The sequence below is a fragment of the Streptomyces sp. NPDC047043 genome, from assembly GCF_040644055.1.
GTDB lineage: Bacteria > Actinomycetota > Actinomycetes > Streptomycetales > Streptomycetaceae > Streptomyces.
Window position 1 is genome coordinate 387,133 of sequence record NZ_JBEYVO010000001.1, and the last position, 26,275, is coordinate 413,407.

Genomic DNA, 26,275 nt, shown 5'->3' on the forward strand with positions numbered 1-26,275 from the left:
GCAGCATCGGCTCACGGACCGGGTGGGGCGAGGAGGCGCGGGTGCTGGTGGACGTACGGCCGTTGCGGGTGGGCGAGTTCAGGCGGCTGTGGGCGGCCGGGATCGTGACCGGGCTGGGGGCTCAACTGACGGCAATCGTCGTGCCGTTGCAGCTCTACGGCTTCACCGGTTCCTCGGCCTACGTCGGACTGGCCGGGCTGGTGGGCTTCGTGCCGATGGCCGCGGCGGCACTGTGGGGAGGTGCGCTCGCCGACGTACGGGACCGGCGGCTTGTGCTGCTGGCGACCACGGCCGGTATCGGCCTGACGTCACTGATGTTGTGGGCGCAGACGTGGGCGCACCTGCGGTCGGTGGGCCTGCTGCTGGTGCTGGTGGGCGTGCAGCAGGCCCTGTTCGGCGCCAACTCCGCGGTGGGGAGGGCCGTGGTGCCGCGCCTGGTGGCGCCGGAGTTGCTGCCCGCTGCCAACGCGCTGCAGTCGATGGTCGTCCTGTCCGCCGGCCTGGCCGGTCCGCTGCTGGCCGGCGTCCTGCTGCCGGTGGTGGGCAGTCAGGTGTTGTACCTGGCGGATGCCGTCGCCGTCGGTGCGACGGTGTGGGCGGTATGGCGGCTGCCGGCCCTTCCGCCCACCTGTGGCGGCGGGCAGCGCCGAGAGGTGAATATCCGTCAGATCGCTGAGGGATTCCGGCTCGTGGCTCGGCATCGGGTGCTGTCGGTGGTGTATCTCGCCGATTTCGCCGCCCTGTTCCTGGGGCTGCCCACGGCCCTCTTTCCGCAACTGGCGAGCGAGCGATTCCACGCGTCGGACATCGGCGTCCTGTACGCCGCGCTGTCGGCCGGTGGCGTGCTGGCGGGGCTGCTGTCCGGGGCCTTTACCCGCGTGGGCCGTCATGGCATCGCGGTCGCGGTCTCGGTGGGCGTGTGGGGGCTGGCCGTTGCGGGGTTCGGACTGGCCGGCTCGCTGGTCGTTGCGGCCGGCTGGCTGGCCCTGGCGGGCGGCGCCCTGCTCGTGCTGGGCGTCTTCCGCAGAACCGTCCTGCAGACCGCCGTTCCGGACGGGATGCGGGGCCGCCTGCAGGGAATCGACACGGTGGTGGCCGCGGGAGGGCCACGGCTGGGCGACCTGGCGCACGGCACGGCCGGCGCGGCCTTGGGCCCCACCTGGGCCGTCACCGGCGGTGGCGTCCTGGCGGCCGCAGCCGCGCTCGCCCTGCTCCTGCTGTTCCCCGGCTTCCGCCACCATCGCGCGGCGGACGCCGTACCACCGGCCTCGACGCGCCGCTGAGAACCCGGGGTTGCGGTGTACGGACCAGTCGCCGGACCCGGTGGGCGTCTCCGACTCACGGGGGGCCTCCAGGACGTCCGCAATCAGCGGCCCTGAAAGGCTCTCGCTCGGCGAACGCAGTCGGGCAAGGCATCCGGTCAGCTCCCCGGTACGTGGTCCAGGTCCATGCCCGTGACGGTGACCCAGTCCGGCTCGGCCACCAGCAGGCTCAGTTGCTGGTCCCGCAGCTCGACGTCCACGGCGTACCGGAAGCCGGCGGTCTCCGCGGCCGCCATGGAAGCCCGGTCGCCCTCCGGTACCGCGTAGACAGGCTCCCGCACCGGGCCGGAGCGGGAACCGCAGTCCCGTTCCTGACCTGGTCCGATGCCGGGGCCGGCGGGCGCAGCGAACGCTCTAGAAAGGTCAGCCTGGGTCTCGTCGTCCCCGCCGCGGTCGGTGCCGGGCAGGGGAGCTTCCTCCTCGCCGCCCGTGATGCGCACCCCGGACAGCGCCCGCCACGCACGGGCGTAACTGCCCAGAACCGAGAGGCGGTCGCCCGCGGGCACCCAGAGCAGGATCTCGGCCCGCTGCTTGGCACGGTGGAACGCCGCCGAGGCCAGTTGTGACTTGCCGACGCCGCCCGCGCCCGTGAACAGGATCTGCCGGACGGATGCGTCTCGCATGGCCGCGTCGATGCTGTCGGCCAACCCGTCACGCCGCCTCAATGCGGCGGCATCACTCGGCGGACGGCCGATCACGATCTGCGACTGAGGCTGCGGCTGGCCCGTGGCGGCGCTGCTCCGGTAATCCCGCGCGGCACGCCACAGTTGCTGCCAGTGCGCCACCGTGGGCTGTTCGGCGGACGCGCCTCCAGCTGTCCTCTCGACGGCCTGTACCAACACCATGACGGCTTCGAACTTGCGCGGTACGGACTGGCCGTTGGCCCATTCGCCAAGCCTGCGCGCGTTGACGGCGACCCGGCGCCGGGACGGCAGCACCACCGCGCTGGCCCGCCGGGCCAGGGTCTCGTCCGACACGTCCGGCAGACGCCTACGCAGCCGGGTCAGCGCTGCTGCGAACATCACTCTGGGATCGCCGGTTTCACGATCGTCCACCCGAGTCTCCCCCACCCGCCACGCCGCTCACCCCAGCCTATGCGACTGCGCCGCCCCCGGTCCGGCCCGCAGCGGGATCGAACTGCCGCCACAGCAGCCTCCGTTGACCTCCTCGGACAGCCCGCGTCGACTGCCTGGGACGGTCACCGGCGCCCCTTCACCCCTACCGTGGAACTGCTGTTGTGGGTGTTGGAGCCGGGCCCAGAAGAAGGGGACTTCTCTTGGCTGTTGAACGCGCCTATCCGGAAATGATCCGCGACGAGCAGTACGCGCGGCACTTCAATGGCTGGGAGGGCTACGCCCATGTGCGGGCGTGGCGGCCGGCACCTAACCAAGTGACCGTCATGATCAGTGGCCTGGGCGGCACTTGCACTCTGGAAGAGCTGCTTCCCCTGCTGCGCGACGAATACCCGGACGACGCGACGGAATTCTTCTTCCACATGCCCACGGACTGGAGGGAGTTGGGGTACTACGCAGCGCTGACGATGAACGCCGACGGCACGGTCGTACAAACGCGCATTGCTGGAAACGCACTGGCCGCACGTCTCGGGCCCACCCTGTACGCGACCGACGACCCGGACGACGAGTCCATCGGCGGGGACAGCCCGTGAGCCACAAACGCCGTTTGTTCGGGCATCTTCGTGGCCGACACGGCGCTGGTGGTCATGCTCCAGGTGTCGGTCACGGTTCTGCTGTACGCCCTCTTCGCCACGGGCCGGACCGCGCTATGCGGCACCCCGTTGCCGCATCGCCTGCCCGGCCCAGGCCTGCGACGCAATCCCACCGTGGAGACCCTGTCGCTGCTGGGCGCCGCCCTGGACGTGCCCGCGCGCCGACTGCTGACGGAGTGGGGCACCCCGGTCTACGTCCAGCGGCACGACGAGGGCCAGTGGTACGAGGCGACGAACTGGACCGAACGCCTGCTGGACGAGACGTACGGCTCCGGCTACGTCCGCACCCTGATCCTGCGCCTGGAACGGGGCGCCCGGGACCCCGAGCCGGTCCCCGCGCACAGCGCCGGCACGCTCCACCACATCTACGTGATCACCGGGAAACTCCGCACCGGCCCCCTCAACGAACCGGTCGACCTGGCGGCCGGCGGCTTCGTCCGCTTCCCCGGGGACGTACCGCACCACCACATCTGCCTCAGCGAACGCGTGGTTGCGCATGTGGTCACCACGCTCCCGCAGGTCCGCCGGTTCGGCCCGACCGTCGTGGAGGGCGGCACGGTCCCGCCGTCGTGAGGCCCCCCGTACAGTCACGCCGCCGACGGCAGGGAGACGTAGGGGCGTCACCGGCCGGGCATGGTTCACGAGATCCGAGCGGCGTCCTCGATGACGGGGTCCACGGTCTCCGTCTGCCCGAACGCCGGTCACCTGACCGGCGGTTCAGCCAGGCGCACGACACGATCGGCTTGGACATCGAACCCAAGTACCGGACGGCCGTAATCGCCTTCCGGGTCCATCAGCACCGGCTTGCCCAGCCGTCGGCCGATGTCCGACAGGAAGCGGCAGAACAGATCCAGTCGCTCCTGCCCCTGAAGCTCCTGCAGATCCACATCGAAGTCGATCTCCTCCGCCGCAAGGAAGCGGAAGATCGCCAGCATGTCGGTCGACGGCCAGACCCGCAGCTCCGGGCACTCGGCGTCGGGCGCGCGGTCGAGCACCGTCTCCGCCCTGGGCACCGGCAACACGGTTGCGCCCTCGGAGTACTGACATGCCCAGCCGCGTTCACCGACGAGGTCGAGGAGCGCCTGCCAGTCCTCCACCGAGGCATCCGGGACGCGCACGTCCGGCAGCGAGCCCATCAGGTCAAGATCGAAGAAGTCCGCGACGTCGTCCCACAGCAGATCAGACACCCTGCCATGCTGCCCTGCACCTCCTCCTGGCACCGCCCATTTTCTCTACCGGATCGACGCGGACGCAGGAAGCAGCACCACCCCGTCCGCATCGGCACGCAGGATGTCCCCGGCACTGAAGGTGCCCCCACCGAAGGACACCGGCGCATCGACCTCGCCCTTGCCCGCCTTGCGCGCACAACCTGACCTGGTGGTCAAGTTACGTCGGATGCGTGGATGCGACCATGAAGGTGGTACGGACACGACCAGGAGGCACACCGAATGCGGGCCGACGCCCAACGCAACGCCGAGAAGCTGCGGTCAGCCGCTGCCGAGCTGTTTCACGAACGAGGCCTTCAGGTCTCCCTCAAGGAGATCGCCCGCCGGGCCGGTGTGAGCCACGGCACCCTCTACAACCTCTTCGGCACACGCGAGGCACTCATCGACGAGGTCGTCAACGGCCTCGCGGCGGCCCGGCTCGACGAGGCCGCAGAGCAGGCCCTGGCACGCGACGACGCCTGGGACGGATTCGTGTACTACGTCGAAAGGCTCTGCGAGTTGCAGGCCACCGACCCGGCGATCGGTGACGTGGTCGCCGGTCGGTACCCGGGCGCCGCCCGCCTGATGACCCTCTGCGAACGCTCCCGCGCCACCGCCGAGGGCATCGTCGAGCGCGCCCAGCGGTCCGGCGACCTGCGCGCCGACTTCACCGGCGAGGACCTGCTGTTCATCCTCGGCACCAACGCCATCCTGTCCCGCGCCGCCGCAGACGCCGCCCCCGACGCCTGGCGCCGAGGCCTCGCCTTCGTCCTCGACGGCCTGCGCGCCAAGGCCGCGCACCCGCTCCCCACCGGCCCGCTGACCTCACAGCAGTTGTACGAGGTGATGGGCAACCTCACCGGCACGCCGTAGCGGATACGCACGCCGGGGAGGCCGGACGGACGCTCTGTGTGTGTGGGGGCAGGCTCGCCCGGGCGGCGCGAGCGCGGCGTCCCGCTCGGGGCGAGGGGTCGGGGACTTGGCCAGAACCGCTTCCGGGCTCCTGCGCGGAAGCAATCCGCCCCCGCGCAGATCGGGGCTGTGTCCTCGCGCTGCAGGTGCACTTCGTGGAGCGCGAGCCGGACATGATGGGCATCGGCGGGCGCCTGCTGGCGGACATCTGCCAGGAGGCCGATGTCATGGTGATCGACGTGGCGGTCATGGACGGGGACTGGCGCCGCGAGGTCCGGGCCGAGGTCATCGAGCGCGTGCTGTCCGCGCTGGCCGAAGCGTGCGGGCTGCCGGAGCCGTCGCCGACCTGGTGGGTCAACTTCCGCGTCATCGACGAAGGCAGCTGGGGATCCGGCGGCGGCGCCGTGTCCATCCTCTCCCTCCTCGACAGCGGCGTGTTCACCGAGGAGAAGGCGAAGCTGATTCGGGCGGCGATCGGCGCGTGAGCCCCGATCCCTCGCCGTCAGGCTGAGGGGCCGAGCGCCCCGGTGATCACCGCCTCGAGCTGTCGCGCGACCTGGTCGAGGGGCTGCGCGCTGCGTTTGGCGCGGCACATGGCGGTGGCGCCCTCGACGGCGGCCACGACGAGAGCCGCCAGCTCCGGAGCCTGATCGGGGGCGACGCCGTGCTCGCGCAGCGCGTCGGCGAGCAGCCGCTCCCATTCCTCGAACGCCTCGGCAGCCGCGGCGAGAGCCGGCGGGATCTCGTCGGCCGGGGGCTCCTCGACGGCGACCGCCAGTACGGGGCAGCCGGCGCGGAAGTCGCTCTCGACGACGATCCCGCGCCACAGGGCCAGGAAGGCGCGCAGTCCGGCGACCGGGCCCGCGCCGAGCTCCTTGCGCAGCACGCGGTTCACCGCTCCACCCGCGTACCGCACCGCCTCGGTGGCCAACTGCTGCTTGCCCTCGGGGAAGTAGTGGTACGTCGAGCCGAGCGGCGCCTTGGCGTGCCTGGCCAGCTCCCGGATGCTTGCGGCGCTCAGGCCACGTCTGCTGATCAGGTCGGCCGCACCGGCCACGATGCGCTCGCGCGACGGCACGCTGGATTCAGCCACGGCCGTACTCCCCTCTGGATATAACGCTCGTCATAGTCTAGCGTGACCTCGGGCTATAACGACTGTCATAGGCCTCGCCGTGAGCGAATCCCCGTCGTAATCCCTGTCGTGAACGCCGAGCCGCGCTCCGTATGAGCCGCGCTCCGCCGAAAGGAGACTCCGTCATGCCGATGATCCGGCTCACCGCCCCGTCCGGTTCGCTGACCGAGGAGGGCCGCAAGACCGTCCAGCAGGACCTGGCCGCCGTACTGCTGCGCTGGGAGGGCGCGCCCGACACCCCGTTCTTCCGCGCCCAGGCGTGGAGTTACCTCGTCGAGCTGCCCGAGGGGGCACAGACCACCGCCGAGGACAACGCGCCCCGCTTCCTCGTGGAGGTGACGGTTCCGCAGGGTGCGGTGTCCGAGCGGCGCAAGGCCGGTCTCGTCGAGGACACCACCAAGACCGTGCTCGCGGCGGCCGGCCTGGGCCAGGACGACGCCCTGCGCGTGTGGGTGCTGGTGCACGAGCAGGCCGACGGCACATGGGGCGCGGGCGGATCCGTCATCCGCTTCGCCGACCTGGTCGCCCTGGCGAAGGGGCAGCAGGCCGATGCGTGAACTGACCTACGTCGCCCGGCACTCGGTCGAGTGGCGCGAGGCGCCCGACCCGAAGCTCCAGTCGGGCCAGGAGGCGATCGTCGCGCCTGTCGCCGCCACCTCCTGCGACGTCGACTCCGCGATCCTGGCCGGACACGGCTTCATCGACCCGCCGTTCGCCCTCGGCCACGAGTGCGTGGCCCGGGTCGTCGAGACGGGGGACGCGGTGACCACCGTGTCCGCCGGCGACCTCGTCGTCGTCCCCTGGTCCATCAACTGCGGTACCTGCGACAACTGCCACGCCGGGCTGACCGCGCACTGCACCGCCGTACCGCACATGGCCATGTACGGTGCGCCCATCGGCGGCAGTTGGGGCGGGCTCTTCTCCGACCTGGTCCGCGTTCCCTACGCGGACGCCATGCTCGTACCGCTGCCGGCGGGTCTGGACCCGGTCGCCATGGCCTCGGCGAGCGACAACTGGTCGCTGTCCTGGCGGCTGGTCGCACCTCACCTGAGGAACAGGCCCGGTGCCAGGGTGCTGGTCGTCGCGCGCGGCAGCATCGGCCTGTACGTCTGCGACATCGCCCGCGCCCTCGGCGCCTCCGACGTCCTCTACGTCGACCCCGATCCGGAGCACCGCAAGATCGCCGAGGGCTACGGCGCCCGTACGGCCGAGACGATCGAACCCGTACGGCACGGCTTCGACCTCGCAGTAGAGGCAACGGGCCGCGTCGAGCAGCTCGCCCTCGCCGTCAAGTCCCTTGCCCCGGAGGGGATTTGTGAGTCCGCGGGCAATCACTTCCGCCCCGGTGAGCTGCCACTGCTCGACATGTACCTCACCGGCGTCACACTGCGCGTCGCGCGCGACAACGTCCGCAACCACATCCCCGACGCCCTCGAACTCGCCGCCTCGGGCAAGGTCGCACCGGAGCGGGTCGTCTCCCACGTCCTGGACTGGGAGCAACTCCCCGACGCACTGCCCGAGAAGCACCTCAAGCCCGTCTTCGTACGCGCCGACGGCTGACCGAGAGAATCGATGAACGCACCACTCACCGAAGCCCCGTTGCCGGACGCCGAGGAACTGAACCACCAGCGGGCGGCGATCGCCGCCCTCGGCCACGAACTGCGGGCCCTGGTGAACGCCACCGTGCGCACCGCGGCCCCGGCCGACATCCTGCACCGTATGACGGACGAAGTCCGGCGCCTCACCGGGCAGTTGACCGGCCGACAGCGGGCACGGGCGGAGGTCCCGGCCGTGGACGAGTTCCCTGGAGGGCTACGGATGTACAGCCCCGTCACCGGGGACGGCAGTCCGCTCGCCCCGCCCCTGCGAGTGACGCCGGACGACGACGGCATCGTGGGGCGCTGCATCCTGGGCGTCGCCCACGAAGGCCCACCCGGTTACGGGCACGGCGGCATGAGCGCCATGCTGCTGGACGAGGTGATGGGCAGGGCGTGCGTCGCGGCCGGAATGCCCGGAATGACGGTGTCCTTGCAGGTGCGCTACCACCGGCCGGTCCCGCTGGAGACACCGCTGCTGGTCCGCGCCCGTGTCACGGGCACCGAGGGCCGCAAGGTCTTCGTGGACGGCTCGATCCGCGCCGAGGAGGACGCGTCGGTCGCGGTGGTGACGGCGGATGGCGTCTTCGTCACCCCGGATCCCGACCGCACCCGTGCCCTGTTCCCCGCGCTGCGGGACCGCTGACCGCCGGGGGCCTCCTGGGCCGCCGCCCTTCAGGGACGGCGACCTGCGACTGCGGCCGGTCAGCCGGGCTGGCCGGTAGGCATGGCGGGGACGCCGTCGTCAATCGCATTTCCCCAGGTCAGCGACTTGGTGGAATTGCGGGACTGAAGCGGAACGTGTGACACAGAACTCCCATGTGCGCAAACGCCGTGTCCTGGCCACGCAACCACTGGGTCAACTTGCCGGCGTCTTACGCCCCGAGGGCCACCAGGATCGCTGTCTGAACCTGGTCGGGTGATACAGGTCCTGTTTGCCTGACGGTGGTCGGTCGGCCTCGGTGGCCCTGTGTGAGATACGTGCAGACCGCCGCCACCGCCGACCACTTCGGCCTGGACGTCCGCGCCGGCGTCGGCGCCTTCAAGGCCGGCAAGCCTTGCCACGGACCGGAGCGCCCCGCTCCTCGAACGCCACGTCGCCCCTTGGTGAGGACCTCGCCCTGCGTTTGGGCCTGCCTTTGGTGCCGACCGCGCCAAGGCCGGAAGAGGCCGGCCGGAGTTTGCACGGCAGGAATCGCCCGGATGACGGCGCTCAGTGACGCACCCGCTTCCCGCGGTGGCCGGGACTGCTCCGTCGCAGGGCCGGTGGGTCGGCAGGGCGCGGCCCATCGCGGCGCCCGGTGAGTTCGCCACCGTCGGACTACCTCCCCATTCATGGGCTTCGACGAGGAGGAAAGCGGACATGGACGCAAACGGGTGACCTTCAACACATCGGAGGTCTTTGGCCTCTACAGCCGTTCCGCACACCCGGTGTTGCGTATCGCGCACTGTTCCCGCAGCGCAGACACGTGTCACTCGCCATCTGACGCACCATCAAATGGCCCTGGAGTGAGAGGAGAAGGGCCATGTCACCTACTTCTCGGTAATTGCAGACGGCTGCTGGGCGAGGCCTCGTCCCTCACTTGAGCCTCTACTGTGTTGCCAGACCCCCTCCGGGCCTCTCCCCCACACGCGGGCGGGACTCCCGCCTGCCACCACTGAGAACAGGCGGCTGAGGGTATGAAGCCACTTCGCCCAGAAGATCCCGAACGGTTGGGTCCCTACCGTCTCGTGGCTCGGCTCGGAGCAGGCGGCATGGGGCGCGTCTTTCTGGCGGCCGCGCCGGACGGCCGCACCGTCGCGGTGAAGGCAATCCGTCCCGAGATGGCGGAGGACAAGAGCTTCCGCATCCGCTTCCGGCGCGAGGTGGCGGCCGCGGCAGCGGTCGGCGGCATCTACACGGCACCCGTGCTGGAGGCCGCACCGGACGCCGAGACGCCCTGGCTCGCCACCGCCTACATTCCCGGCCCCACCCTCGCCGAGGCCGTCGCAGAGCACGGCCCGCTGCCGGTGGAGTCGGTCCTCGCCCTCGGCGCGGGCATGGCCGAGGCGCTGATCGCGGTGCATGCCGAAGGGCTCGTGCACCGCGACCTCAAACCGTCCAACGTGCTGCTCGCCGCGGACGGCCCGCGCGTCATCGACTTCGGCATCGTGCGCGCCCGTGACGGCTATCAACTCACCGGCACCGGCGGCCTGTTCGGCTCCCTCGAGTACATGTGTCCCGAGCAGGCCACCGGTGATCCGATGGGGCCGGAGGGAGATGTCTTCTGCCTCGGCTCGGTGCTGGCGTTCGCCGCGTGCGGACGCCCGCCGTTCAGCGGTGCCGCGGCTGCCGCCCTCCTCTACCAGGTGGTTCATGGCTCGCCCGACCTGACCGGGGTGCCCGACCCCCTCGACAAGATCATCAGCCTCTGTCTCACCAAGGATCCGGCCCTTCGCATCGGCCCCGACCGGTTGTCCGCGGCCTGCGCGCCCGGCGGCGTCGAACAGTTGCTGACAGAGGACTGGCTGCCCGCACCGTTGGCCGCCACCATCGCCGGCTACCAGGCGGCCGTCATGGACCTCGACCTCCTCTCCCGGTCCCCGGCCCCTGCGCGGGTCACCAGCGACGCACCTGGCTCGCTGCCTTCGACGTCCAGCCGGCAGGGGTCGGCCTGCGCGACTGTGGCGCGGCCTGCGCACGGCCAGGCCGTCACCGGCGGCGGGGGCAGAAGGTTTGGGAGGGACAGCGCCGACCGATCCTGGGACGCAACCGAGTGCGGGGCCGGCGAAACAGGTGGCATCGGGCTGGCCATCGAGCCACCCGAGCAGGCACCCTTCAGAATTCCGGCGCAAGCGGAGATTCCCGCGCCGGAACGTCCCTCCGCACCCGTGCACCGCCGTTCCCCCGCACGCGCCGGCGTGTCCCGGCGCGCGATCCTCGCCACGGCCGCGGGGACAGCGGTCGTCGGAGGTGCGGTACTTGTCGCCGCTCGGCAGGCGACCCGTACGCGCCGAGTGAGTCCCCTCGGCGCGGCCCCGGAGCCGACCTGGGTCTACCGCGGCGACCCGCTCCTGCAGACCCCGGCCGTCTTCAACAACGGCACGGCCCTGTTGAAGGCCCGCCCAGGCACCATGATCTGCCTCGACCTGCAGAACGGCTCCCACCCCAAGTGGGTCTACCCGGGCATCAGCGTCTCGCCCACCCCCGTGCTGCTGACCTATGGCGCCGCCGTCGCGCTCGGTACCGGCGCCACGGTGATCGGCGTCGACCCGGCCGACGGCGCCGAGCGGTTCACCCTCAATTTCGGCCAGGACTTCCAGTTCGACGAACTGCTCGGCAGCTACGACAACTCCGCCGTGTCCGTCCTCGGTGCCCACCTGCAGCGCCAGTCGACGGAGCAGGGCGTCGCGACCACCACCAACGCGGTCTTCGGCGTCGACCTCCAGGCTCGCCGGGCCCTGGTGATACCGATCAGTGCGGAAGACGTCGGCATCCCCCTTCAACCGGTCGTCACGTCCGACTACTTCGTCTACGCCGACGGACTGCGCAACGTCTCGGTCCGCAACACCCGGGACGGCGGCTCCCTGCGCTGGCGGCACCCGGTCGGCTACGACCTGCGGCCCGGTCTCGCCGTGCTCGGCCAGACAGTCTTCGCCATCGGCTCCGAGCTCATCGCCCTGGAGCTGAGCACCGGCAGGCTCCGCTGGCGGGCGAAGGCCGAGCACGGCTTGTTCGCCTCCCTCGGGGCGGGCGGCAACACCGTCTACGCCACCGGCAACGACCCCTACGGCGTCTACGCCTTCAACGCCGCGAACGGCTCCCGACGCTGGTTCTGCGAAACGCCCCGCCTCAACGTCGACCATCCGATCGCGGTGGGGGCGAACGCCGTCTACGTCCCGGCCCAGGAGAACAAGAACGGCTTCTTCGCGATCGACACCGCCTCCGGCCGCCTGCTGTGGAACTTCACCGACGGCCGGGAGACCGGTGTCAACGACTGGCAGATCTCCTGCGACTCGGCCGGGCATCTGGTGGCCCAGCACTACGACCGCGCCTACGGGCTGGCGGCCACCTGAACGTGACGCGAGACGAATGTCATCGCCCGCCGACCGGTGCGCTCCAGACCGCGACGATCGCACCGATGAGGCCGGGCGGCCGTGCTGCACCAGCTGCCGCGGACCGTCGGGTTGTTCGCGGCCAGAGCGCGCTCACGCTCGGCGTAACGGCCCGGGTCACCCCACGCGCGGACGATCTACGGCCTCTTCGAGGTCCGCAGGGACGCCGACGCTTCTCGGCCGTTCGTTGTCGGCGTCCCGGTTGCCTCACCGCACTACTTCTTCAGCTCGCAAAGGAGGCGACTGCGACCGACATGACTCAAGGCCGCCCGGCCGAAGCAATGGGACGTGCTCAATGCCCCGAGGGCACCCACTGGGTGGGCCCCTCACCGAAGAGCACCCGCAGCGGCGGCTGTTCGGCATCGACGATCTGGAGCAGCGCCCCACCGGCAGCCTCGGGTCCCGGCGACTGCGCGGTGGCCCCCATCTCCTGCAGCGACGCGTGCAGGGCCGCATAGGCGTCCTTGGGGTGCGCGGTGAAGACCGCCGCGTTGTTGAGGCCGCCGGCCTGACCTCCATGGGTGGCTCGGGCGGTTACAGCGCTTCCAAGTGGGCGCTGGAAGGTCTGAGTGAGGCGCTCGCCCAGGAGGTCGCGCCCCAGGGCGTCAAGGTCGGACGAGATCTGGATGATGTGGCCGCTGCTTGTGCACGCAGGACGGGCAGCACCGCCTGCGTGACGTGCAGCACGCCGAAGACGTTCGTCTCCAGCTGGTCGCGCAGCTCCTGCTCGCCGTTCTCCTCCACCGCGCCGACCAGGGCATACCCGGCGTTGTTGACCACCACGTCCAGGCGGCCGAACCGGCCCTTCGCCGCCTCGACGGCCTCGAAGGCCTGCGCGCGGTCGGTGACGTCCAAGCGCAGCGGCAGCACCGCGTCACCGAACCGCTCGACCAGATCAGCCAGTGCAGCGGCGTCGCGGGCGGTGGCGGCGACCCGGTCACCGCGCTCCAGGGCGGCGAGGGTGAACTCGCGGCCGAAGCCGCGCGACGAACCGGTGATGAACCAGACCTTGCTCACGATGCATTCCTCCTGGGTACGGGCGGCCACCCTCACAAGCGGGATGACCGTCCCGATTAACTACGGGACGACGCTCCCGCTTTCGAGTCCGCTGTGAAGAAGAGGGAAGAAGGAAAGACAGATCTGCCCTGGCCCGCCGAGTCACTCATTCAGCAGGCCAGGACAGGCCCTGGAAGTCGTACGCAGGAGACGTCCCCTCCCCTGGTACGACGACCGGCTCGAGGGGGGACGCGCGGAGGGCGCCGTCAGGGGGAGATGACCGGCACCGCCGGCTCGTCCCCGGCGCCCGCGGTCGCACCGCCCACAGCGCTGGAGCCGGGACGGCCGGCGTTGACGAGCGCCACGACGATCACGGCGGCGAGCACCAGCATGCCGACGGCGAACCAGATCGCGTTGGTGTAGCCGTGCACCATGCCCTCCAGTTGGACCAGCTGCTGCTGGGAACGGGAGGCCGCGGAGCCGATGTGGTCCTTGACGTAGGCGGTCGTCGCGGAGGCGGCAATGGTGTTGAGCAGGGCGGTGCCGATCGCGCCGCCCACCTGCTGCGAGGTGTTGACCATCGCGGAGGCGACACCGGCGTCCCGGGGCTCTACGCCCAGGGTGGCCAGGGACATGGCCGGCATGAACGCCGTACCCATGCCGAGACCGAGCAGCAGCATCGCCGGCAGGATCAGCCCGGCGTACGACGAACCGATCTCCAGGCGGGTCAGCAGGAGCATGCCGCCGGCTGCCACCAGGAAGCCCGGGCCCATCAGCAGCCGGGCTGGGACCCGGGTCATCAGCCGGGCGCCGATCTGCGTCGAGCCGATCATCATGCCCGCGATCATCGGCAGGAAGGCGAAGCCGGTCTTGATCGGCGTGAAGCCCTTCACGATCTGCAGGTAGTAGGTGAGGAAGAGGAACATGCCGAACATCGCGGTGATCGCGATGCCGAGGGAGAGGTAGATGCCGCCGCGGTTGCGGTCGGTGACCACGCGCAGCGGCAGCAGCGGGGCCTTCACCCTGGCTTCGATGACGACGAAGGCCAGCAGCAGGACGGCTGACGCGACGAACATGCCGACGGTCAGGGAGTCGCCCCAGCCGTTGGACTCGGCGCGGGTGAAGCCGTAGACCAGGGCGACCAGGCCGAGGGTGGAGAGGATGACGCCCGGGACGTCCAGGGAGGAGCGGTTGCGGCCGCCCTCCGGCTCACGGATGACGAAGTACGCGCCGGCCGCCGCGACGATCGCGAACGGGATGTTGACGAAGAACGTCCAGCGCCAGTCCAGGTACTCGGTCAGCACACCGCCGAGGATCAGACCGACCGCGCCGCCACCGCCCGCGATCGCACCGTAGATGCCGAATGCCCTGGCCCGCTCCTTGACGTCGGTGAACATCACGGCGAGCAGCGAGAGCGCGGCGGGCGCGAGCAGGGCGCCGAAGACACCCTGAAGGGCGCGGGCGCCGAACATCATCGCCTCGTTGGTGGCCGCGCCGCCGAGCGCGGAGGCTCCGGCGAAGCCGATCAAGCCTGTGACGAAGGCGCGCTTACGGCCCCAGAGGTCGGCGATCCGGCCGCCAAACAGGAGGAGTCCGCCGAAGGCGAGGGCGTAGGCGGTGACGATCCACTGCCGGTTGCCGTCCGAGATGCCCAGGTCCTGTTGGGCAGAGGGCAGCGCGATGTTCACGATGGTCGCGTCCAGCACGACCATCAGCTGGGCGAGCGCGATGAAGGCCAGGGCCTTCCAGCGGTTGGCGTCCGGGACGCCGGGGGCCTTCCGGGCTGTTTCAGACATGGGGGTACTCACTTCGGGACATCGTCAGAGAAAAGGGCGTTGTCGAACGGGGACGGCTGGTCGGCCGGGATGGCCGGGACGGCCGGGAGAAGCGGAGTCGCGACGGGCGCGGCGGCGACAGGTGCTGGTCGCTCAGGCGACGAGCCCGTTCAGTGGGGCGGGCGTCGATCGCGCCGCCCGCCTGCGGAGAGGGGCCCGGCCCGGCGGCGGACGGGAGGGGATGGGTCCGGACGCCGGGCCGGGGGTGCGCCGATCCCGTCCCCACGGATCCGGCGCCGTGGGACCACCCCCGCTCAGGGCGGTCCCGGCCTTGAGGCGGCGCGAGGCCGGCTGAACCGGCCGCGGCCGCAAGGGGTCACTTGGGCATGCCCATGACGCGGGTGATGACGCTGTCGAAGGCCCGGTCGGACAGGACGCGCCGCATGCCGATCATGGGGCGGGCGGCGAATCCGATGGCGTAACGGGTCTTCGGACGGCGGGCCGTGACGGCTTTGCCGATCGCGTCGGCGATGACCTGGGGCGGGGAGCTGCGCTTGATGTTGGCCTCGGAGCGCATCCCGGCCGCGACGGCCTCGGCCTGCTTGGCGTAGGCGCCGCCGCCGGAGATCTTCTCCACGTTGTCGGCGGCGATGCCGCCCCACTCGGTCCTGATGCCGCCGGGCTCGATGACGACGATGTCGACGCCGAAGGGCTTGGCCTCCAGACGCATTGCGTCACTGAGGCCTTCGAGGGCGAACTTGGTGCCGTGGTACCAGCCGCCCAGCGGGGTGTAGATCTTCCCGCCCATGGAGGTGACGTTGAGGATCGTGCCCGACTTCTGGGCGCGCATGTGCGGCATGACGAGCTGGGCCAGGCGCATCGCGCCGAAGACGTTGACCTCGAACTGACGGCGGGCCTCGTCCATCGGCACATCCTCGATGGAGCCGTAGGAGCCGTAGCCGGCGTTGTTGACCAGGACGTCGATGCGGCCGGTCTCGGCGACGATCCGGTCGACGCCGGCGCGCATGGAGTCGTCGTCGGTGACGTCCATGGCCAGCGGGCGGATGCCCTGGCCTGCCAGGGCCTGGAGGCGGTCGGTGCGGCGGGCGGCGCCGTACACGGTGTAGCCGAGTGCCTGCAGCTTCAGGGCTGTGGCCTCACCGATGCCGGAGGAGGCGCCGGTCACGAGAGCGGTCTTGGTGGTCATGCCGAATCCTTGGGGAGTAAGATGAACTTCGGTTCAGGATCCATCATGAACCGCGGTTCACGTTAATGCAAGCCCCAGCCGCAGGAGAGTCATGGCACAGACCCGAGCGCCTCGCGCCGACGCGGTCCGCAACCGCAAGAAGATCCTCGACGCCGCCCGCGAACAGATCACCGCGCACGGACCCGATGCCGGAATGGACGAGATCGCTGCAGCGGCGGGTGTGGCCGTGGGCACCCTCTACCGGCACTTCCCCACCAAGAACGACCTGGTCACCGCCGTCATCGCAGAATTCCTCGCACAGGTCGCCGAAGCCGCCGAAGCCGCCCGCGAACGCCACGCCTCCGGGTCCCGCGCCGTGGACGAGATCACCGGCTTCCTCGCCTACGTCACCAAGGAGACCGCCACCAACCGCGCCGTCAAGGCCGCCGCCCGCACCCTCGGCGCCGACCCGGTCGGCGGGGACGCCGAAGCCCGCGCAGGCGCCGCACTGGCCACCCTGATCCAGGCGGGACAGGCCGACGGAGACATCCACCAGGACGTCACCGTCGACGACCTCTACCTGCTCTTCAACAACGTCCCCACCGAAGAGCCGCCGGCCTCCCGCGACCGCTGGCTCACCCTGGTCCTCACCGGCCTGACCACCCACACCCGCACCACGTAGGCATACTGATCGGCCACAATCGGGATACTTGTCCCGTTTACATGTCGTACCGGAAGGTGCCTCATGCGTGCTGACGCCCAGCGCAACCGCAAGCGCGTCCTGGAGGCGGCGCTGGACACCTTCGCCGCCGAGGGCCTGTCCGTGCCGGTGGCCGAGATCGCCCGGCGGGCCGGTGTCGGCACCGGGACGGTCAGCCGGCACTTCCCGACGAAGGACTCGCTGTACGAGGCGATCGTGCTGCACCTGGTGAGCGGGATCGTCGACAGGGCAAGAGAGCTGGCCGAGACGCGCGATCCGGGCGAGGCGTTCTTCGAGTTCTTCGCCCTCATGGTCGAGCAGATCGCGGTGAACCGCGGCCTGTCCCAGGCGATGAGCGGGAGCGGCTTCGATGTCGAGGCGGTGGCCTTCGACCCCGAGCACAACCTGCTGGCCGTGGAGGACGAACTGCTCGCCGGCGCACAGAAAGCCGGGGCTGTACGGCCGGACATCACCCGCGCCGACGTCAAGGCCCTCATGGTCGGCTGCCTCGCCCGGGAACAGCAGGCCCTCGACCCGGACGCCCGTAAGCGCATGATCGACATGGCGTGCGCGGGGCTGCGTTCCCAGCCGTAGCCGACCCCTCGAGCACGCATCAGGCCGGGCCGGGAGTGGATCGGCTTCGCCGCCCTGACCGGCGCCATCGGCTTCGCCTGACACCGCCCACGGCGCCGGCCGCCCGAAAACCGGGTGCGGGCGGTCGGTGCGGTGGGGTGTGATCGGAGGTATGCCAATTGTGCTGGGCAAGCCGGGAGTCGACGGGCTGAGCGAGGCGGTGGGCGTGCTGCGGGAGTGGCAGTACGACGGGGCTCCGATGCAACTGCATCCGGGGGACCTGGGCTGGTTCTGGCGGTTCGGTGCGGAGGCGACGGCCGCGGCGGTGCGGACCTGGAGCCGCGACGGACGGATCCTCGCCGTCGGACTGCTGGACGGCCCCGAGCTGTTGCGGCTGACGATCGCGTCGGACGCTCAGCGGGACGAGGAGCTGGCGCAGCGGCTGGTCGAGGACATGACCGACCTGGAGCGCGGCGTACTGCCGGCGGGGAAGGTGAACGTCGAGGCACCGATGGACGCACTGGTCCAGGATCTGCTGTCCGAGGCCGGCTGGAACACCGACGAACCCTGGACGCCGCTGCGCCGTGACCTCACGGAACCGGTGAAGGAACCAGACGTGCGGATCGCGGTGGTCGAGCCGGCGCAGGCGCACGTGCGGGCCGCCGTACAGCGGGCATCGTTCGACAGGTCGACGTTCACGGACGAGAGCTGGCACGCGATGGCGGCCGGACTGCCGTACTCCGACGCCCGGTGTCTGGTCGCCTACGACGACCAGGGCCACGCGGTGGCGACGGTGACGGTGTGGTCGGCCGGTCCCGGGAAACCAGGGCTGCTCGAGCCGATGGGCGTGCACCGGGAACACCGCGGTCACGGCTACGGCAAGGCGATCACCGTCGCCGCGGCGGCCGCACTCCAGGAGCTCGGCTCGTCGAGCGCGGTCGTCTGCACCCCGAGCTCCAATGCCGGCGCCGTCGCCACCTACAAGTCAGCCGGATTCCGGCAACGCCCCGAGATCCGGGACCGATACCGGGACGCCTAGTACGCGAACAGTAGTTTCACGGAGATCTCGAACAGCAGCCGGGCCCGGCCCCGCCCTCGACCCGGGAGCTGCGGGGACACGGGGCGATGTACCGCCGCGGGCTCCGCTTCAGCAGGGCGGCAGCGGATTGGTCTCGTCGTAGACGTCGCTGTCCTTCACAAAGCCCCAGCCGCCGTGGCTGAGGTGCGGACTGTCGGCGAGCGTGTAGATCCAGCGGTAGGGGTGAGGACCGCCGCCGCCCGTGTAATCGCCCTCGTGTCGGCAGGTGAACCAGTTGGTGGTGGAGTTGAGGTAGCCGACGGTCTCTCCCTCCCACTCAACACGGATTCCCGCCTTGTTGTTGCACCACCAGTGGTTGGTGGCGCTCTGATCGCGCAGACAGTTGGACGCGGCCGCGCGGGCGGCCGAGTCGCTCCCGGAGGGCTGTGCGACGGCAGCACTCGTCAAGGTGCTGACAAGGATGAACGCGCAGGCCACGGAGCCTGCGAGTCGGCCGTGCGCATCGCATCGCATCGACGGGAACCTGTAGACGGCGCAACGTCGCATCCAGACGCGTCTCGTCAACCTGGTCAGACCGGTGACGTCGGTATCCGGTGTCGGGGTCGACGTAGGCGGGCTTCAGCAGCCCGACGTCGTCGTAATGCCGCAACGCAGTGATCGACAGACCAGCGACCAGCGAAACAAGCAGCCTCGTTCATCGGTTGAGCGCGGGGTCGCACTCCTTCCGATACGCCGTGCCGGGGGCGTACATCCGCCACTGACTCCGGCTCAACTCCCCTCCCGCACGGGCGCATACGCGTCGTACCACCTGGCTGGGATCTACGACGTACCGCTGGAGGGGCACATGGGCACTGCTCGCATACAGCGTGCCCTGGTCGGCGCTGAAGGTGAGTGAGTCGATCGACTCGCCCGCCGTCGGCAGGGGGCCGCCCAAAGGCTGCCGACTCGTCGTGTCCCACAGCTGGAGTGTCCCGGTGTCGCCGCCGACGGCGAGGGTGCGGCCGTCGGCGCTCAGCGCGAGGGCGCTCACTCGCTCCGGGCTGTCGGCAGGGGCGTCGGGGAACGGGGTGCGCAGCACGCCCGCGCGATCGTGCAGATCGCCGTCCCGGAGGGCGATGCGTCCGGACCGGTCGGCCGCGGCCAGCCGGGAGCCGTCGGCGCTGAACGCCAGGGCCGTGTTGCCGGTTCCGTCGGGCAGGCCCAGGTGCGTGGCGCGACCGGTGGCAAGGCGGACGGCCCGGTTCTCGCCGGCGAGGAGCCGGCCGTCGGGGCGGAGGGCGAGGAGGCTGCTCGCCAGGCCGGTTGCAACTCCCGTCCGTCGACGGCCTGTTGTGTCCCACGTCTCGTCCACCACGCTGCCTTCGGCGGTCGGGCGTGCTGCGTACAGGGTGTGGCCGCCGGGGCCCAGGGCGAGGGCGTACACGCTGTCGGCGGAGCGTCCAGCCGGTGTCAGGCGCACCGTGGACAGGACGCGGGCGCGGGTCAGGTCCCAGATGGTGATCCGCTGGGCGGTCGGGTCCTGGCCGGGGGCCGAGATGCCGTAGGCGAAGGTCTTTCCGTCGGGGCTGAATGCCATGATCGGGCCCGTCTCCCGCGCCGAGACCGGGCGGGCCGGGTCCGCGGCGACGGGGAGCGGTACGGACGGCAGCGTCTTGGTCGCGCCGCGTCCGGCGGCGGTGGTGTGCAGCGTGAACCGGTAGTGGCTGCCGGCGCGTTCGGCGGTGGCCAGTGTGTGCCCGTCCGGGGCGAGAAGGGTGCCGGCCACGGCGTGGGAGCGCCACGCCGACGTGGTGGCCGTCGTCGTGTCGTAGGAGTGGACGGTGGCGCCCTCCAGGTAGCGGAGGGTGGAGTGGGCCGGGTCCCAGGCCAGGTCGCCGTAGGTCTGCTGCTCGTTGAGGGAGTGGCGGAAGACGGGGGTGTCGGGGGATGCGAGGCGCCACACCTTGATTTCCGTGCTGTTGGCGGTCGCCAGGAAACTGCCGTCCGCGCTCCATTCCGCCGAGGTCACCCCCGGATCGTCGAGCGCGGCCACCTGGCGTCCCGTCCGGGTGTCCCACACCTGTATCCCGGTCGTGGTGACGGCGGCGAAGCGGTGGGCGGTGTTTCCGGTCCCGGGCCCGAACTCCAGCCGTACGTCGTCCCCTTGGCACAGATCGCGGGCGTTCTGCCAGGTGCCGCGGAAGGTGTGGTGGGTGCGCGTGTCCCACACCTGTGGCGCCCCGCGGGTGGGGCAGACGGCCACCTGGCGGTCGTCGGCGCTGGGGGCGACCCTGGCCTCGTCGGTCGCCGTGGTCTCGAACAGGAGGCGGCCGTCCGTGACAGAGCGCAGCTCTACGTGCTCGTCGGCCTGGTCGCTCACCAGGTAGCTGTGGCCGCTGCCGTCGAAGGCGATGGAGGTCGTCTCGCGGGGGCGTGGGCGGGGTTCTGCGGTCCAGCGGTTCCGGGTCGTGTCCCACAGCCGTATTCCGGCGGCCGTGTAGAGCGCGAGGGTTCGTGCGTCGGGGCCGGCGGCGAACGGCTGGGTGTCGGCCGGCAGTGTGCCCGCGGCGGTGCGGTGGTGGGTGGGCAGGTCCCAGGTGTGCCAGGTGCGGCCGTCGACGGCGAGCAGGGTGCGGCCCGAGTCGGCAAGGAAGTCGTTGGCTCCGTCGGGTTGCGCGGGGTCGGTGAAGGTGTCCAGTTCGGGCTGGGCGAGGGCGGCGAGCAGGGCGCGGCGGGAGTCGGGCAGTGGGGAGACGCGCCAGGCCGCGGCGCTCAGCAGCATCGCGGTGCGCGGGTCGGTCGTACGGAGTGATTCGGCGACGGTGGCGACGCGGCGGGCCGCGGCGTCGGTGCGCTGCTGTGCTCCCGCGCGGTACTGGGTCCAGGCGACCAGGCCGGCGACCACGGCCACGGCGACGACCGCCGACAGGGAGGCGAGCAGGAGCCGGGAGCGGCGGGCGGCCCGGGCGGTCGTACGGCGTTCCGTCTCGCGCGCGTCCAGGGCTGCCGTGAGGAACTCCCGCTCGGGCGCGGTCAGTTCGGCCTCTGTCGTCTGCTCCTGGGCGAGGTCGAGGCGGGTGCCGCGATACAGCGCACCCGGGTCGCGGTCGGCCTCCAGCCAGGCGTGCGCGGCCTCGGTCAGGCGCCGGTGGTGGCGCAGCCGCTCGCGGTCCTCCTCGAGCCACCCGGCCAGCCGCGGCCAGCAGGTCATCAGGGCCTCGTGGGCGAGTTGGAGGCCGTCCTCGTCGGCGGTCAGCAGGCGGGCCCGGGCCAGCCTGTCGACCACGTCGGGCACGGCGGGGTCGGGCCACTCGCCGAGCTCGGCGTGGCTGAGCGGGCGCCGGGTGTCGGGGGTGCCCTGCCCCGGCTCGACCATCCGCAGCAGCAGGCGCCGGGTTACGGCCCTGCCCTCGGGGGCCAGTTGCTCGTACACCTCCTCGGCCGTCGCCGCGATGGCGCCGCGCACCCCGCCTGCCGCCTCGTACGCGGCCAGGGTCAGCATCCGGCCGCGGCGCCTGCGCCAGGTCTCCAGCAGGGCGTGCGAGAGCATCGGCAGTCCGCCGGGCTCGTCCAGGACCTCCTCGACCAGGCGGGCGGTCAGTTCCCGCTCCACCAGCAGGCCGGACGCGGTGGCCGGCCGGACCACCGCCTCGCGCAGTTCGCCCTCGGTCATGGGGCCGAGGGCGAAGCCGGCGCCGCGCAACGCGTCCGCCAGGCCCCGGTGTTCGAGGCAGCGGGGGTAGAAGTCGGCGCGTACGGAGATCAGGACCCGCAGCCTGCTGTCCGGGGCCCGTGCGGCGAGCAGGAGGTCGATGAAGCGGGCCCGTTCGTCGCGGTCCCGGCAGAGGGTGAAGGCCTCCTCGAACTGGTCCACGACCACCCAGCTCTCCGGTTCGTCCGCGGCCGGGGCGAGCAGATGCCCGTACGTCTGCGCAGGGGTGGCCCCGGGCGTGAGGATCCGCAGCACCGCGGGGCCGCTCCGGCAGGCGGTCCGCTCCTGCAGCCGGGGGATCAACCCGGCCCGCAGCAGGGAGGACTTGCCGCTGCCGGACGCGCCGAACAGCACCGCGAGCCGGTGGTCGGACACCAGCCGTTCCACCTCGTCGGCCGTGCGGTCGCGGCCGAAGAACAGGTGCCGGTCGCCCGGTTCGAAGCGGGTCAGGCCCCGGTACGGCGGTCCGGCCTCCCCCGCCTGTTCGCGTACGGCGTCGGTGGTGGCCGCTTCGGCTTCCTTCCAGCGCGGCTCCCACTCCCCCGGATCGCCGCCGCACACGCGCACGTAGGCGCGGACCGCGTCGAGCGACGGCATGCGTTTGCCGCCGGCCGCCCGGGAGAGCGTCGTCGCGGAGATGCCGGTGGCCTCGGCCATGGTCCGATACGGCGGGTTGCCGGCGGCCCGGCGCAGCTCGCGCAGTTGGTGCGCGAGCTGCTGCAGGGCTCCTGCCTCCGGGTCCAGGACTTGTTCGGGACGTCCCACGGGCCCACCTCTTCCGTCTCGGTGCTCGCCCGGCTAGATGGCGCTCCCGCGCCCGGGGTTCCGTGGTTGTTTCCGCCGGGGCGGGGAGCTGTGCATCAACTTTCCGCCGCTCAGGGTGGGTGCAGAGGGTTCAACAGACACTCCGGCACAAGAGGGAACCTTGCGTAAACACGTCAAAAGAACACGCGTGAAACGAGCTTGCGCGGCCGCGGCCGCCACGGTGGCCGCCCTGGCGTTGGCCGCGGAGCTGACCGATCTGGCGCAGGCGACGTCCGCGTCAACGCCCGCGAAATTTGCCGAGAGCACCGCCAAGGCGGGCCGCGCCACTCACACCATCACTCTCATCACCGGTGACCGCGTCGCCGTCGACCCCAGGGGCCGGGTCGTCGGCGTGAACCGGGCCAAGGGGCGCGAGCACATCCCCCTGCAGGTCCGTACCGTCGGCGGCCACACCCTCGTCGAGCCGATGGACGCGATCCGGCTGATCGCGAACGGCAAGCTCGACCGGCGCCTGTTCGACATCACCGAGCTCAACAAGGCCGCCAACCGCAGGAACCAGAAGAACGGCGTGAAGGTCATCGTCGGCTACAGCGGCGCCTCGCGCACCGCGAAGTCCGGCGTCCGGGAGGCCGGCACGCTCCACTCGGCCTTCACCTCCCTGAACGCCGACGCCCTTGTGACGCCCCGGCAGGACGCGACCAAGCTGTGGGACGCCGTCACCGACGGAGACTCCCTCGCCTCCGGCGTCTCCCACGTCTGGCTCGACGGCGTCCGCAAGGCCAGCCTCGACAAATCAGTGCCGCAGATCGGCGCGCCCACCGCGTGGGCGAAGGGCTACACCGGCAAGGGCGTCAAGGTCGCCGTCCTGGACACCGGCATCGACACCACCCACCCGGACCTCAAGCCCCAGGTGATCGAGTCCAAGAACTTCACCACGGCCAAGGACACCATCGACCACTTCGGCCACGGCACCCACGTCGCGTCCATCATCGCGGGCACAGGCGCCAAGTCCGGCGGCAAGTACAAGGGCGTCGCGCCCGACGCCAAGCTCCTCAACGCCAAGGTCCTGGACGACGAGGGCGGGGGCGACGACTCCTCCATCCTCGCGGGCATGGAGTGGGCCGCGGCGCAGGGTGCCGACATCGTCAACCTCAGCCTGGGCGGCGGCGACAACCCGGGCATCGACCCGCTCGAGGCGGAGGTGAACAAGCTCTCCGAGCAGAAGGGCATGCTGTTCGCGATCGCCGCCGGCAACGAGGGTGAGGGCGGCGACTCGACCCTCGACTCGCCGGGCAGCGCGGCCGACGCGCTCACCGTCGGAGCCGTCGACGGCAACGACAAGCTCGCCTACTTCTCCAGCCGAGGCCCGAGCGTCGACAACACGCTCAAGCCGGACGTCACCGCACCCGGCGTCAAGATCACCGCGGCCGCGGCCGAGGGCAGCGTCATCGACAAGGAGGTCGGCGAGAACCCGGCCGGCTACCTCACCATTTCCGGTACGTCGATGGCGACGCCGCACGTGGCGGGCGCTGCGGCCATCCTCAAGCAGGAGCACCCCGACTGGACCTACGCCCAGTTGAAGGCCACGCTCGTCGGCTCCGCCAAGGCAGGTGACTACACGGCGTTCCAGGGCGGTGCGGGCCGGATCCAGGTCGACAAGGCCATCGCACAGACCGTGGTCGCCGACCCGACCACGCTGGACTTCCCCGTCCAGCAGTGGCCGCACACCGACGACACCCCGGTCACCAAGCAGCTGACGTACACCAACTCCGCTGCGAAGGACGTCACGCTGACCCTCGCCACGAAGGCCTTCGACCCGAAGGGCAAGGCGGCCCCGGCGGGCTTCTTCAAGCTCGGCGCGGACAAGGTGACCGTCCCGGCGGGCGGCAAGGCCTCCGTGGGCGTGACCGTCGACGCCAAGCTGGGCGGCAACCTCAACGGCGGCTACTCGGCCCGCGTGACGGCCACCGGCGGCGGCCAGACCGTCAGCACGTCTGTGGGCGTCGTACGGGAGACCGAGCACTACAGCGTGACGTTGAAGTACATCAACCGCACCGGTGAGAGCCCGAAGCACATCGCCTCCCTGATGTCCATCGACGGCCTTGGACCGGCTTCCTGGCTGTCGTCCGAGTCGACCGACGACACCACCGTCGTCCGGGTGCCCAAGGGCAAGTACATGCTGGAGTCGGCGAGCGCGCAGGACCTCGAGACGTACAAGGGCGGCCTGGACTGGCTGATCCAGCCGCTGCTGAACGTCACCAAGGACACGACGGTCACGCTCGACCTGAACAAGGCCAAGTCGCCCGACATCACGGTTCCGGACCCGGCGGCCAAGCCGAAGGGCGCGTGGGTGGGGTACCGGTACTACCCGGGTCAGAACGGGGCGGACGGCAACGGCGTCCTCGTGGACTCCTTCGCCGACATCCGCGTCGCGCACGTCGGCCCGGCGGTCGACTACCTCTCCCAGACCTGGTCCGGACAGTGGACCAAGGGCGGCACGGCCGAGTACGACACCGCGGCCGCCGCTCCGGTCAAGCAGATCAAGGCGTACGTCCGCCACTACAAGGCGAGCGACTTCGCCACGGTGAAGATCGGCATGGGCGCCTCGGTCGCCGGGAAGACCGGCGCCGTCGCCCTCACCGGCTCCGTGCCCGACGGCTACGGCTACATGTCCGCCGGTGCCGACACGGTCACCCAGACGCTGCCCGGCACCCGCACGTACCACGTTTCGGCCGTGGACGGCGCCGAGTGGCGGCCCGACTTCTACCAGTACTCCGGGAAGAAGGACACCGAAGGCAACCCGGTCCCGGAGATGTCGCTCTGGGCCGCCGACTATCTGAAGCTCAAGGCGGGCCGGACCTACCAACACCGGTTCAACACGGCGGTGTTCGGGCCGGTCGTATCCTCCGCCAGCGGCGTCACCCGCGACGGCAACCAGATCTACGGCGTGCTCCCGCTGTTCACCGACAGCGCGGGTCACCTGGGTGACTCGGACTACGCCTCGGCGACGACGACGCTGTACCGCAACGGCAAGAAGATCGGCGCCTTCAACGCCCCGCTCGGCAACGACAGGCCGTTCAAGGTCCCGGCCTCGGACAGTGCGTACCGGCTGACCACCTCGGTCAAGCGCAGCGCCGCGCTGTCGACCGCATCCAGCCGGGTCGACGCGACGTGGACCTTCCACTCGAAGAAGCCGTCGAACCTCCCGGTCGACCTGCCGGTCTCCACGGTCCGCTTCAACGCCAGGACCGGCCTGGACAGCAAGGTCACGGCCGGCAAGACGGTCACCTACCCGGTCACCGTCCAGGGCGCGGCCAAGGGCCGTAATCTCAAGTCCCTCGCGGTGTGGGTGTCCTACGACCACGGCAAGACCTGGAAGAAGGTCACCGTCAAGCACGGCAAGCTCACCGTGAAGAACCCCGCGAAGGGCAAGTCCGTCTCCCTGCGCGCCAGGGTCGTCGACAAGAAGAACAACACGTCGACGATCTCGATCTACGACGCGTACTTCGGCAAATGAGCGTGGCGTCGGTGATGCGTCGACCGGGGTGAGTTGAACACCGGTC

General features: G+C 70.9%; 22 protein-coding genes and 3 pseudogenes. 14 read left to right on the forward strand and 11 right to left on the reverse strand.

Translation table 11 applies throughout. The features are described 5' to 3' along the window. The first annotated feature begins 41 nt into the window (after window positions 1-41). Window positions 42-1,283: an MFS transporter gene (locus tag ABZ880_RS01860; RefSeq protein WP_361255178.1), complete on the forward strand. Its 1,242-nt coding sequence runs from the start codon at window positions 42-44 to the stop codon at window positions 1,281-1,283. Between the two features lie 137 nt (window positions 1,284-1,420). Here the strand turns inward: ABZ880_RS01860 and ABZ880_RS01865 are convergent, their stop codons facing one another. After that, the gene (locus tag ABZ880_RS01865) at window positions 1,421-2,377 is read right to left on the reverse strand and encodes a hypothetical protein (protein WP_361255181.1); all 957 of its coding nucleotides are present in this window, start codon (window positions 2,375-2,377) and stop codon (window positions 1,421-1,423) included. A gap of 221 nt (window positions 2,378-2,598) precedes the next feature. Between ABZ880_RS01865 and ABZ880_RS01870 the strand changes: the two genes are divergently transcribed. After that, entirely contained in the window at window positions 2,599-2,988 is a 390-nt protein-coding gene (locus ABZ880_RS01870; protein ID WP_361255184.1) for a hypothetical protein, read from the forward strand. A 30-nt stretch (window positions 2,989-3,018) separates the two neighbouring features. Beyond that, window positions 3,019-3,621 (forward strand): DNA-binding protein, encoded by a 603-nt coding sequence (locus ABZ880_RS01875; protein ID WP_361255187.1) that lies wholly within the window; start codon window positions 3,019-3,021, stop codon window positions 3,619-3,621. 128 nt (window positions 3,622-3,749) lie between these two features. Here the strand turns inward: ABZ880_RS01875 and ABZ880_RS01880 are convergent, their stop codons facing one another. Both ABZ880_RS01880 and ABZ880_RS01885 read right to left on the reverse strand, forming a co-directional pair. Beyond that, window positions 3,750-4,235, reverse strand: coding sequence for a hypothetical protein (locus tag ABZ880_RS01880; protein ID WP_361255190.1), 486 nt, complete (start codon window positions 4,233-4,235; stop codon window positions 3,750-3,752). A 45-nt stretch (window positions 4,236-4,280) separates the two neighbouring features. After that, entirely contained in the window at window positions 4,281-4,493 is a 213-nt protein-coding gene (locus tag ABZ880_RS01885; protein ID WP_361255857.1) for a hypothetical protein, read from the reverse strand. A 3-nt stretch (window positions 4,494-4,496) separates the two neighbouring features. Here ABZ880_RS01885 and ABZ880_RS01890 point away from each other — a divergent pair, with 3 nt between their 5' ends. Beyond that, window positions 4,497-5,126: a helix-turn-helix domain-containing protein gene (locus ABZ880_RS01890; protein WP_361255193.1), complete on the forward strand. Its 630-nt coding sequence runs from the start codon at window positions 4,497-4,499 to the stop codon at window positions 5,124-5,126. 194 nt (window positions 5,127-5,320) lie between these two features. After that, window positions 5,321-5,650: a hypothetical protein gene (locus ABZ880_RS01895; RefSeq protein ID WP_361255196.1), complete on the forward strand. Its 330-nt coding sequence runs from the start codon at window positions 5,321-5,323 to the stop codon at window positions 5,648-5,650. Window positions 5,651-5,667: 17 nt separating this feature from the next. On the opposite strand, the gene ABZ880_RS01900 is transcribed toward ABZ880_RS01895, so the two are convergent. Continuing rightward, complete coding sequence (locus ABZ880_RS01900; RefSeq protein ID WP_361255199.1) at window positions 5,668-6,258, reverse strand: TetR/AcrR family transcriptional regulator; 591 nt, start codon at window positions 6,256-6,258, stop codon at window positions 5,668-5,670. A gap of 164 nt (window positions 6,259-6,422) precedes the next feature. Between ABZ880_RS01900 and ABZ880_RS01905 the strand changes: the two genes are divergently transcribed. The 4 genes from ABZ880_RS01905 to ABZ880_RS01920 all read left to right on the forward strand — a co-directional run bounded on the left by ABZ880_RS01905 (window position 6,423) and on the right by ABZ880_RS01920 (window position 11,948). Further along, on the forward strand, window positions 6,423-6,854 hold the full coding sequence (locus tag ABZ880_RS01905) for a tautomerase family protein (protein WP_361255202.1): 432 nt from the start codon (window positions 6,423-6,425) through the stop codon (window positions 6,852-6,854). Next, on the forward strand, window positions 6,847-7,857 hold the full coding sequence (locus ABZ880_RS01910; protein WP_361255205.1) for an alcohol dehydrogenase catalytic domain-containing protein: 1,011 nt from the start codon (window positions 6,847-6,849) through the stop codon (window positions 7,855-7,857). The genes ABZ880_RS01905 and ABZ880_RS01910 overlap by 8 nt, the downstream gene beginning before the upstream one ends. A gap of 12 nt (window positions 7,858-7,869) precedes the next feature. Then, window positions 7,870-8,538 (forward strand): PaaI family thioesterase, encoded by a 669-nt coding sequence (locus tag ABZ880_RS01915; RefSeq protein ID WP_361255208.1) that lies wholly within the window; start codon window positions 7,870-7,872, stop codon window positions 8,536-8,538. Between the two features lie 1,034 nt (window positions 8,539-9,572). Then, window positions 9,573-11,948, forward strand: a complete 2,376-nt coding sequence (locus ABZ880_RS01920; protein ID WP_361255212.1) for a PQQ-binding-like beta-propeller repeat protein — start codon at window positions 9,573-9,575, stop codon at window positions 11,946-11,948. Window positions 11,949-12,279: 331 nt separating this feature from the next. Here ABZ880_RS01920 and ABZ880_RS01925 read toward each other — a convergent pair whose 3' ends face one another. Continuing rightward, window positions 12,280-12,414, reverse strand: a complete 135-nt coding sequence (locus tag ABZ880_RS01925; protein ID WP_361255214.1) for a hypothetical protein — start codon at window positions 12,412-12,414, stop codon at window positions 12,280-12,282. A gap of 96 nt (window positions 12,415-12,510) precedes the next feature. Here ABZ880_RS01925 and ABZ880_RS01930 point away from each other — a divergent pair. Then, window positions 12,511-12,600, forward strand: a pseudogene (locus ABZ880_RS01930) (SDR family NAD(P)-dependent oxidoreductase); the annotation flags it as partial. 83 nt (window positions 12,601-12,683) lie between these two features. On the opposite strand, the pseudogene ABZ880_RS01935 reads toward ABZ880_RS01930, so the two are convergent. The 3 genes and pseudogenes from ABZ880_RS01935 to ABZ880_RS01945 form a co-directional block, all read right to left on the reverse strand. Next, window positions 12,684-13,040, reverse strand: a pseudogene (locus ABZ880_RS01935) (SDR family NAD(P)-dependent oxidoreductase); the annotation flags it as partial. A 209-nt stretch (window positions 13,041-13,249) separates the two neighbouring features. Beyond that, window positions 13,250-14,779, reverse strand: a complete 1,530-nt coding sequence (locus ABZ880_RS01940; RefSeq protein WP_361255217.1) for an MFS transporter — start codon at window positions 14,777-14,779, stop codon at window positions 13,250-13,252. A 355-nt stretch (window positions 14,780-15,134) separates the two neighbouring features. Beyond that, a complete protein-coding gene (locus ABZ880_RS01945; RefSeq protein ID WP_361255219.1) occupies window positions 15,135-15,965 on the reverse strand; it encodes an oxidoreductase in 831 nt (276 codons plus the stop codon). Between the two features lie 91 nt (window positions 15,966-16,056). Here ABZ880_RS01945 and ABZ880_RS01950 point away from each other — a divergent pair, with 91 nt between their 5' ends. The 3 genes from ABZ880_RS01950 (at window position 16,057) to ABZ880_RS01960 (ending at window position 18,256) form a co-directional block, all read left to right on the forward strand. After that, a complete protein-coding gene (locus tag ABZ880_RS01950; RefSeq protein ID WP_361255222.1) occupies window positions 16,057-16,626 on the forward strand; it encodes a helix-turn-helix domain-containing protein in 570 nt (189 codons plus the stop codon). 63 nt (window positions 16,627-16,689) lie between these two features. Then, entirely contained in the window at window positions 16,690-17,238 is a 549-nt protein-coding gene (locus ABZ880_RS01955) for a helix-turn-helix domain-containing protein (RefSeq protein ID WP_361255226.1), read from the forward strand. Window positions 17,239-17,389: 151 nt separating this feature from the next. Continuing rightward, window positions 17,390-18,256, forward strand: a complete 867-nt coding sequence (locus ABZ880_RS01960) for a GNAT family N-acetyltransferase (RefSeq protein WP_361255229.1) — start codon at window positions 17,390-17,392, stop codon at window positions 18,254-18,256. Between the two features lie 108 nt (window positions 18,257-18,364). Here ABZ880_RS01960 and ABZ880_RS01965 read toward each other — a convergent pair whose 3' ends face one another. The 3 genes and pseudogenes from ABZ880_RS01965 to ABZ880_RS01975 form a co-directional block, all read right to left on the reverse strand. Next, the gene (locus ABZ880_RS01965; protein WP_361255232.1) at window positions 18,365-18,703 is read right to left on the reverse strand and encodes a hypothetical protein; all 339 of its coding nucleotides are present in this window, start codon (window positions 18,701-18,703) and stop codon (window positions 18,365-18,367) included. Window positions 18,704-18,848: 145 nt separating this feature from the next. Beyond that, window positions 18,849-18,944: pseudogene (locus ABZ880_RS01970) on the reverse strand (hypothetical protein); the annotation flags it as partial. A 6-nt stretch (window positions 18,945-18,950) separates the two neighbouring features. Continuing rightward, window positions 18,951-22,712 carry a hypothetical protein gene (locus ABZ880_RS01975; RefSeq protein ID WP_361255235.1) on the reverse strand — a complete coding sequence of 1,254 codons (3,762 nt, stop codon included), beginning with the start codon at window positions 22,710-22,712 and terminating at the stop codon, window positions 18,951-18,953. A 187-nt stretch (window positions 22,713-22,899) separates the two neighbouring features. Between ABZ880_RS01975 and ABZ880_RS01980 the strand changes: the two genes are divergently transcribed. Then, window positions 22,900-26,229, forward strand: a complete 3,330-nt coding sequence (locus ABZ880_RS01980) for a S8 family peptidase (protein ID WP_361255237.1) — start codon at window positions 22,900-22,902, stop codon at window positions 26,227-26,229. Window positions 26,230-26,275 lie beyond the last annotated feature (46 nt).

Excerpts from the sequence above, each read along its gene's own strand:
- ABZ880_RS01890 (WP_361255193.1), top strand. The coding sequence starts at position 4,497 with ATGCGGGCCGACGCCCAACGCAACGCCGAGAAGCTGCGGTCAGCCGCT.
- ABZ880_RS01905 (WP_361255202.1), top strand. The coding sequence starts at position 6,423 with ATGCCGATGATCCGGCTCACCGCCCCGTCCGGTTCGCTGACCGAGGAG.
- ABZ880_RS01910 (WP_361255205.1), top strand. The coding sequence starts at position 6,847 with ATGCGTGAACTGACCTACGTCGCCCGGCACTCGGTCGAGTGGCGCGAG.
- ABZ880_RS01915 (WP_361255208.1), top strand. The coding sequence starts at position 7,870 with ATGAACGCACCACTCACCGAAGCCCCGTTGCCGGACGCCGAGGAACTG.
- ABZ880_RS01920 (WP_361255212.1), top strand. The coding sequence starts at position 9,573 with ATGAAGCCACTTCGCCCAGAAGATCCCGAACGGTTGGGTCCCTACCGT.
- ABZ880_RS01925 (WP_361255214.1), bottom strand. The coding sequence starts at position 12,414 with ATGGGGGCCACCGCGCAGTCGCCGGGACCCGAGGCTGCCGGTGGGGCG.
- ABZ880_RS01940 (WP_361255217.1), bottom strand. The coding sequence starts at position 14,779 with ATGTCTGAAACAGCCCGGAAGGCCCCCGGCGTCCCGGACGCCAACCGC.
- ABZ880_RS01945 (WP_361255219.1), bottom strand. The coding sequence starts at position 15,965 with ATGACCACCAAGACCGCTCTCGTGACCGGCGCCTCCTCCGGCATCGGT.
- ABZ880_RS01950 (WP_361255222.1), top strand. The coding sequence starts at position 16,057 with ATGGCACAGACCCGAGCGCCTCGCGCCGACGCGGTCCGCAACCGCAAG.
- ABZ880_RS01955 (WP_361255226.1), top strand. The coding sequence starts at position 16,690 with ATGCGTGCTGACGCCCAGCGCAACCGCAAGCGCGTCCTGGAGGCGGCG.
- ABZ880_RS01960 (WP_361255229.1), top strand. The coding sequence starts at position 17,390 with ATGCCAATTGTGCTGGGCAAGCCGGGAGTCGACGGGCTGAGCGAGGCG.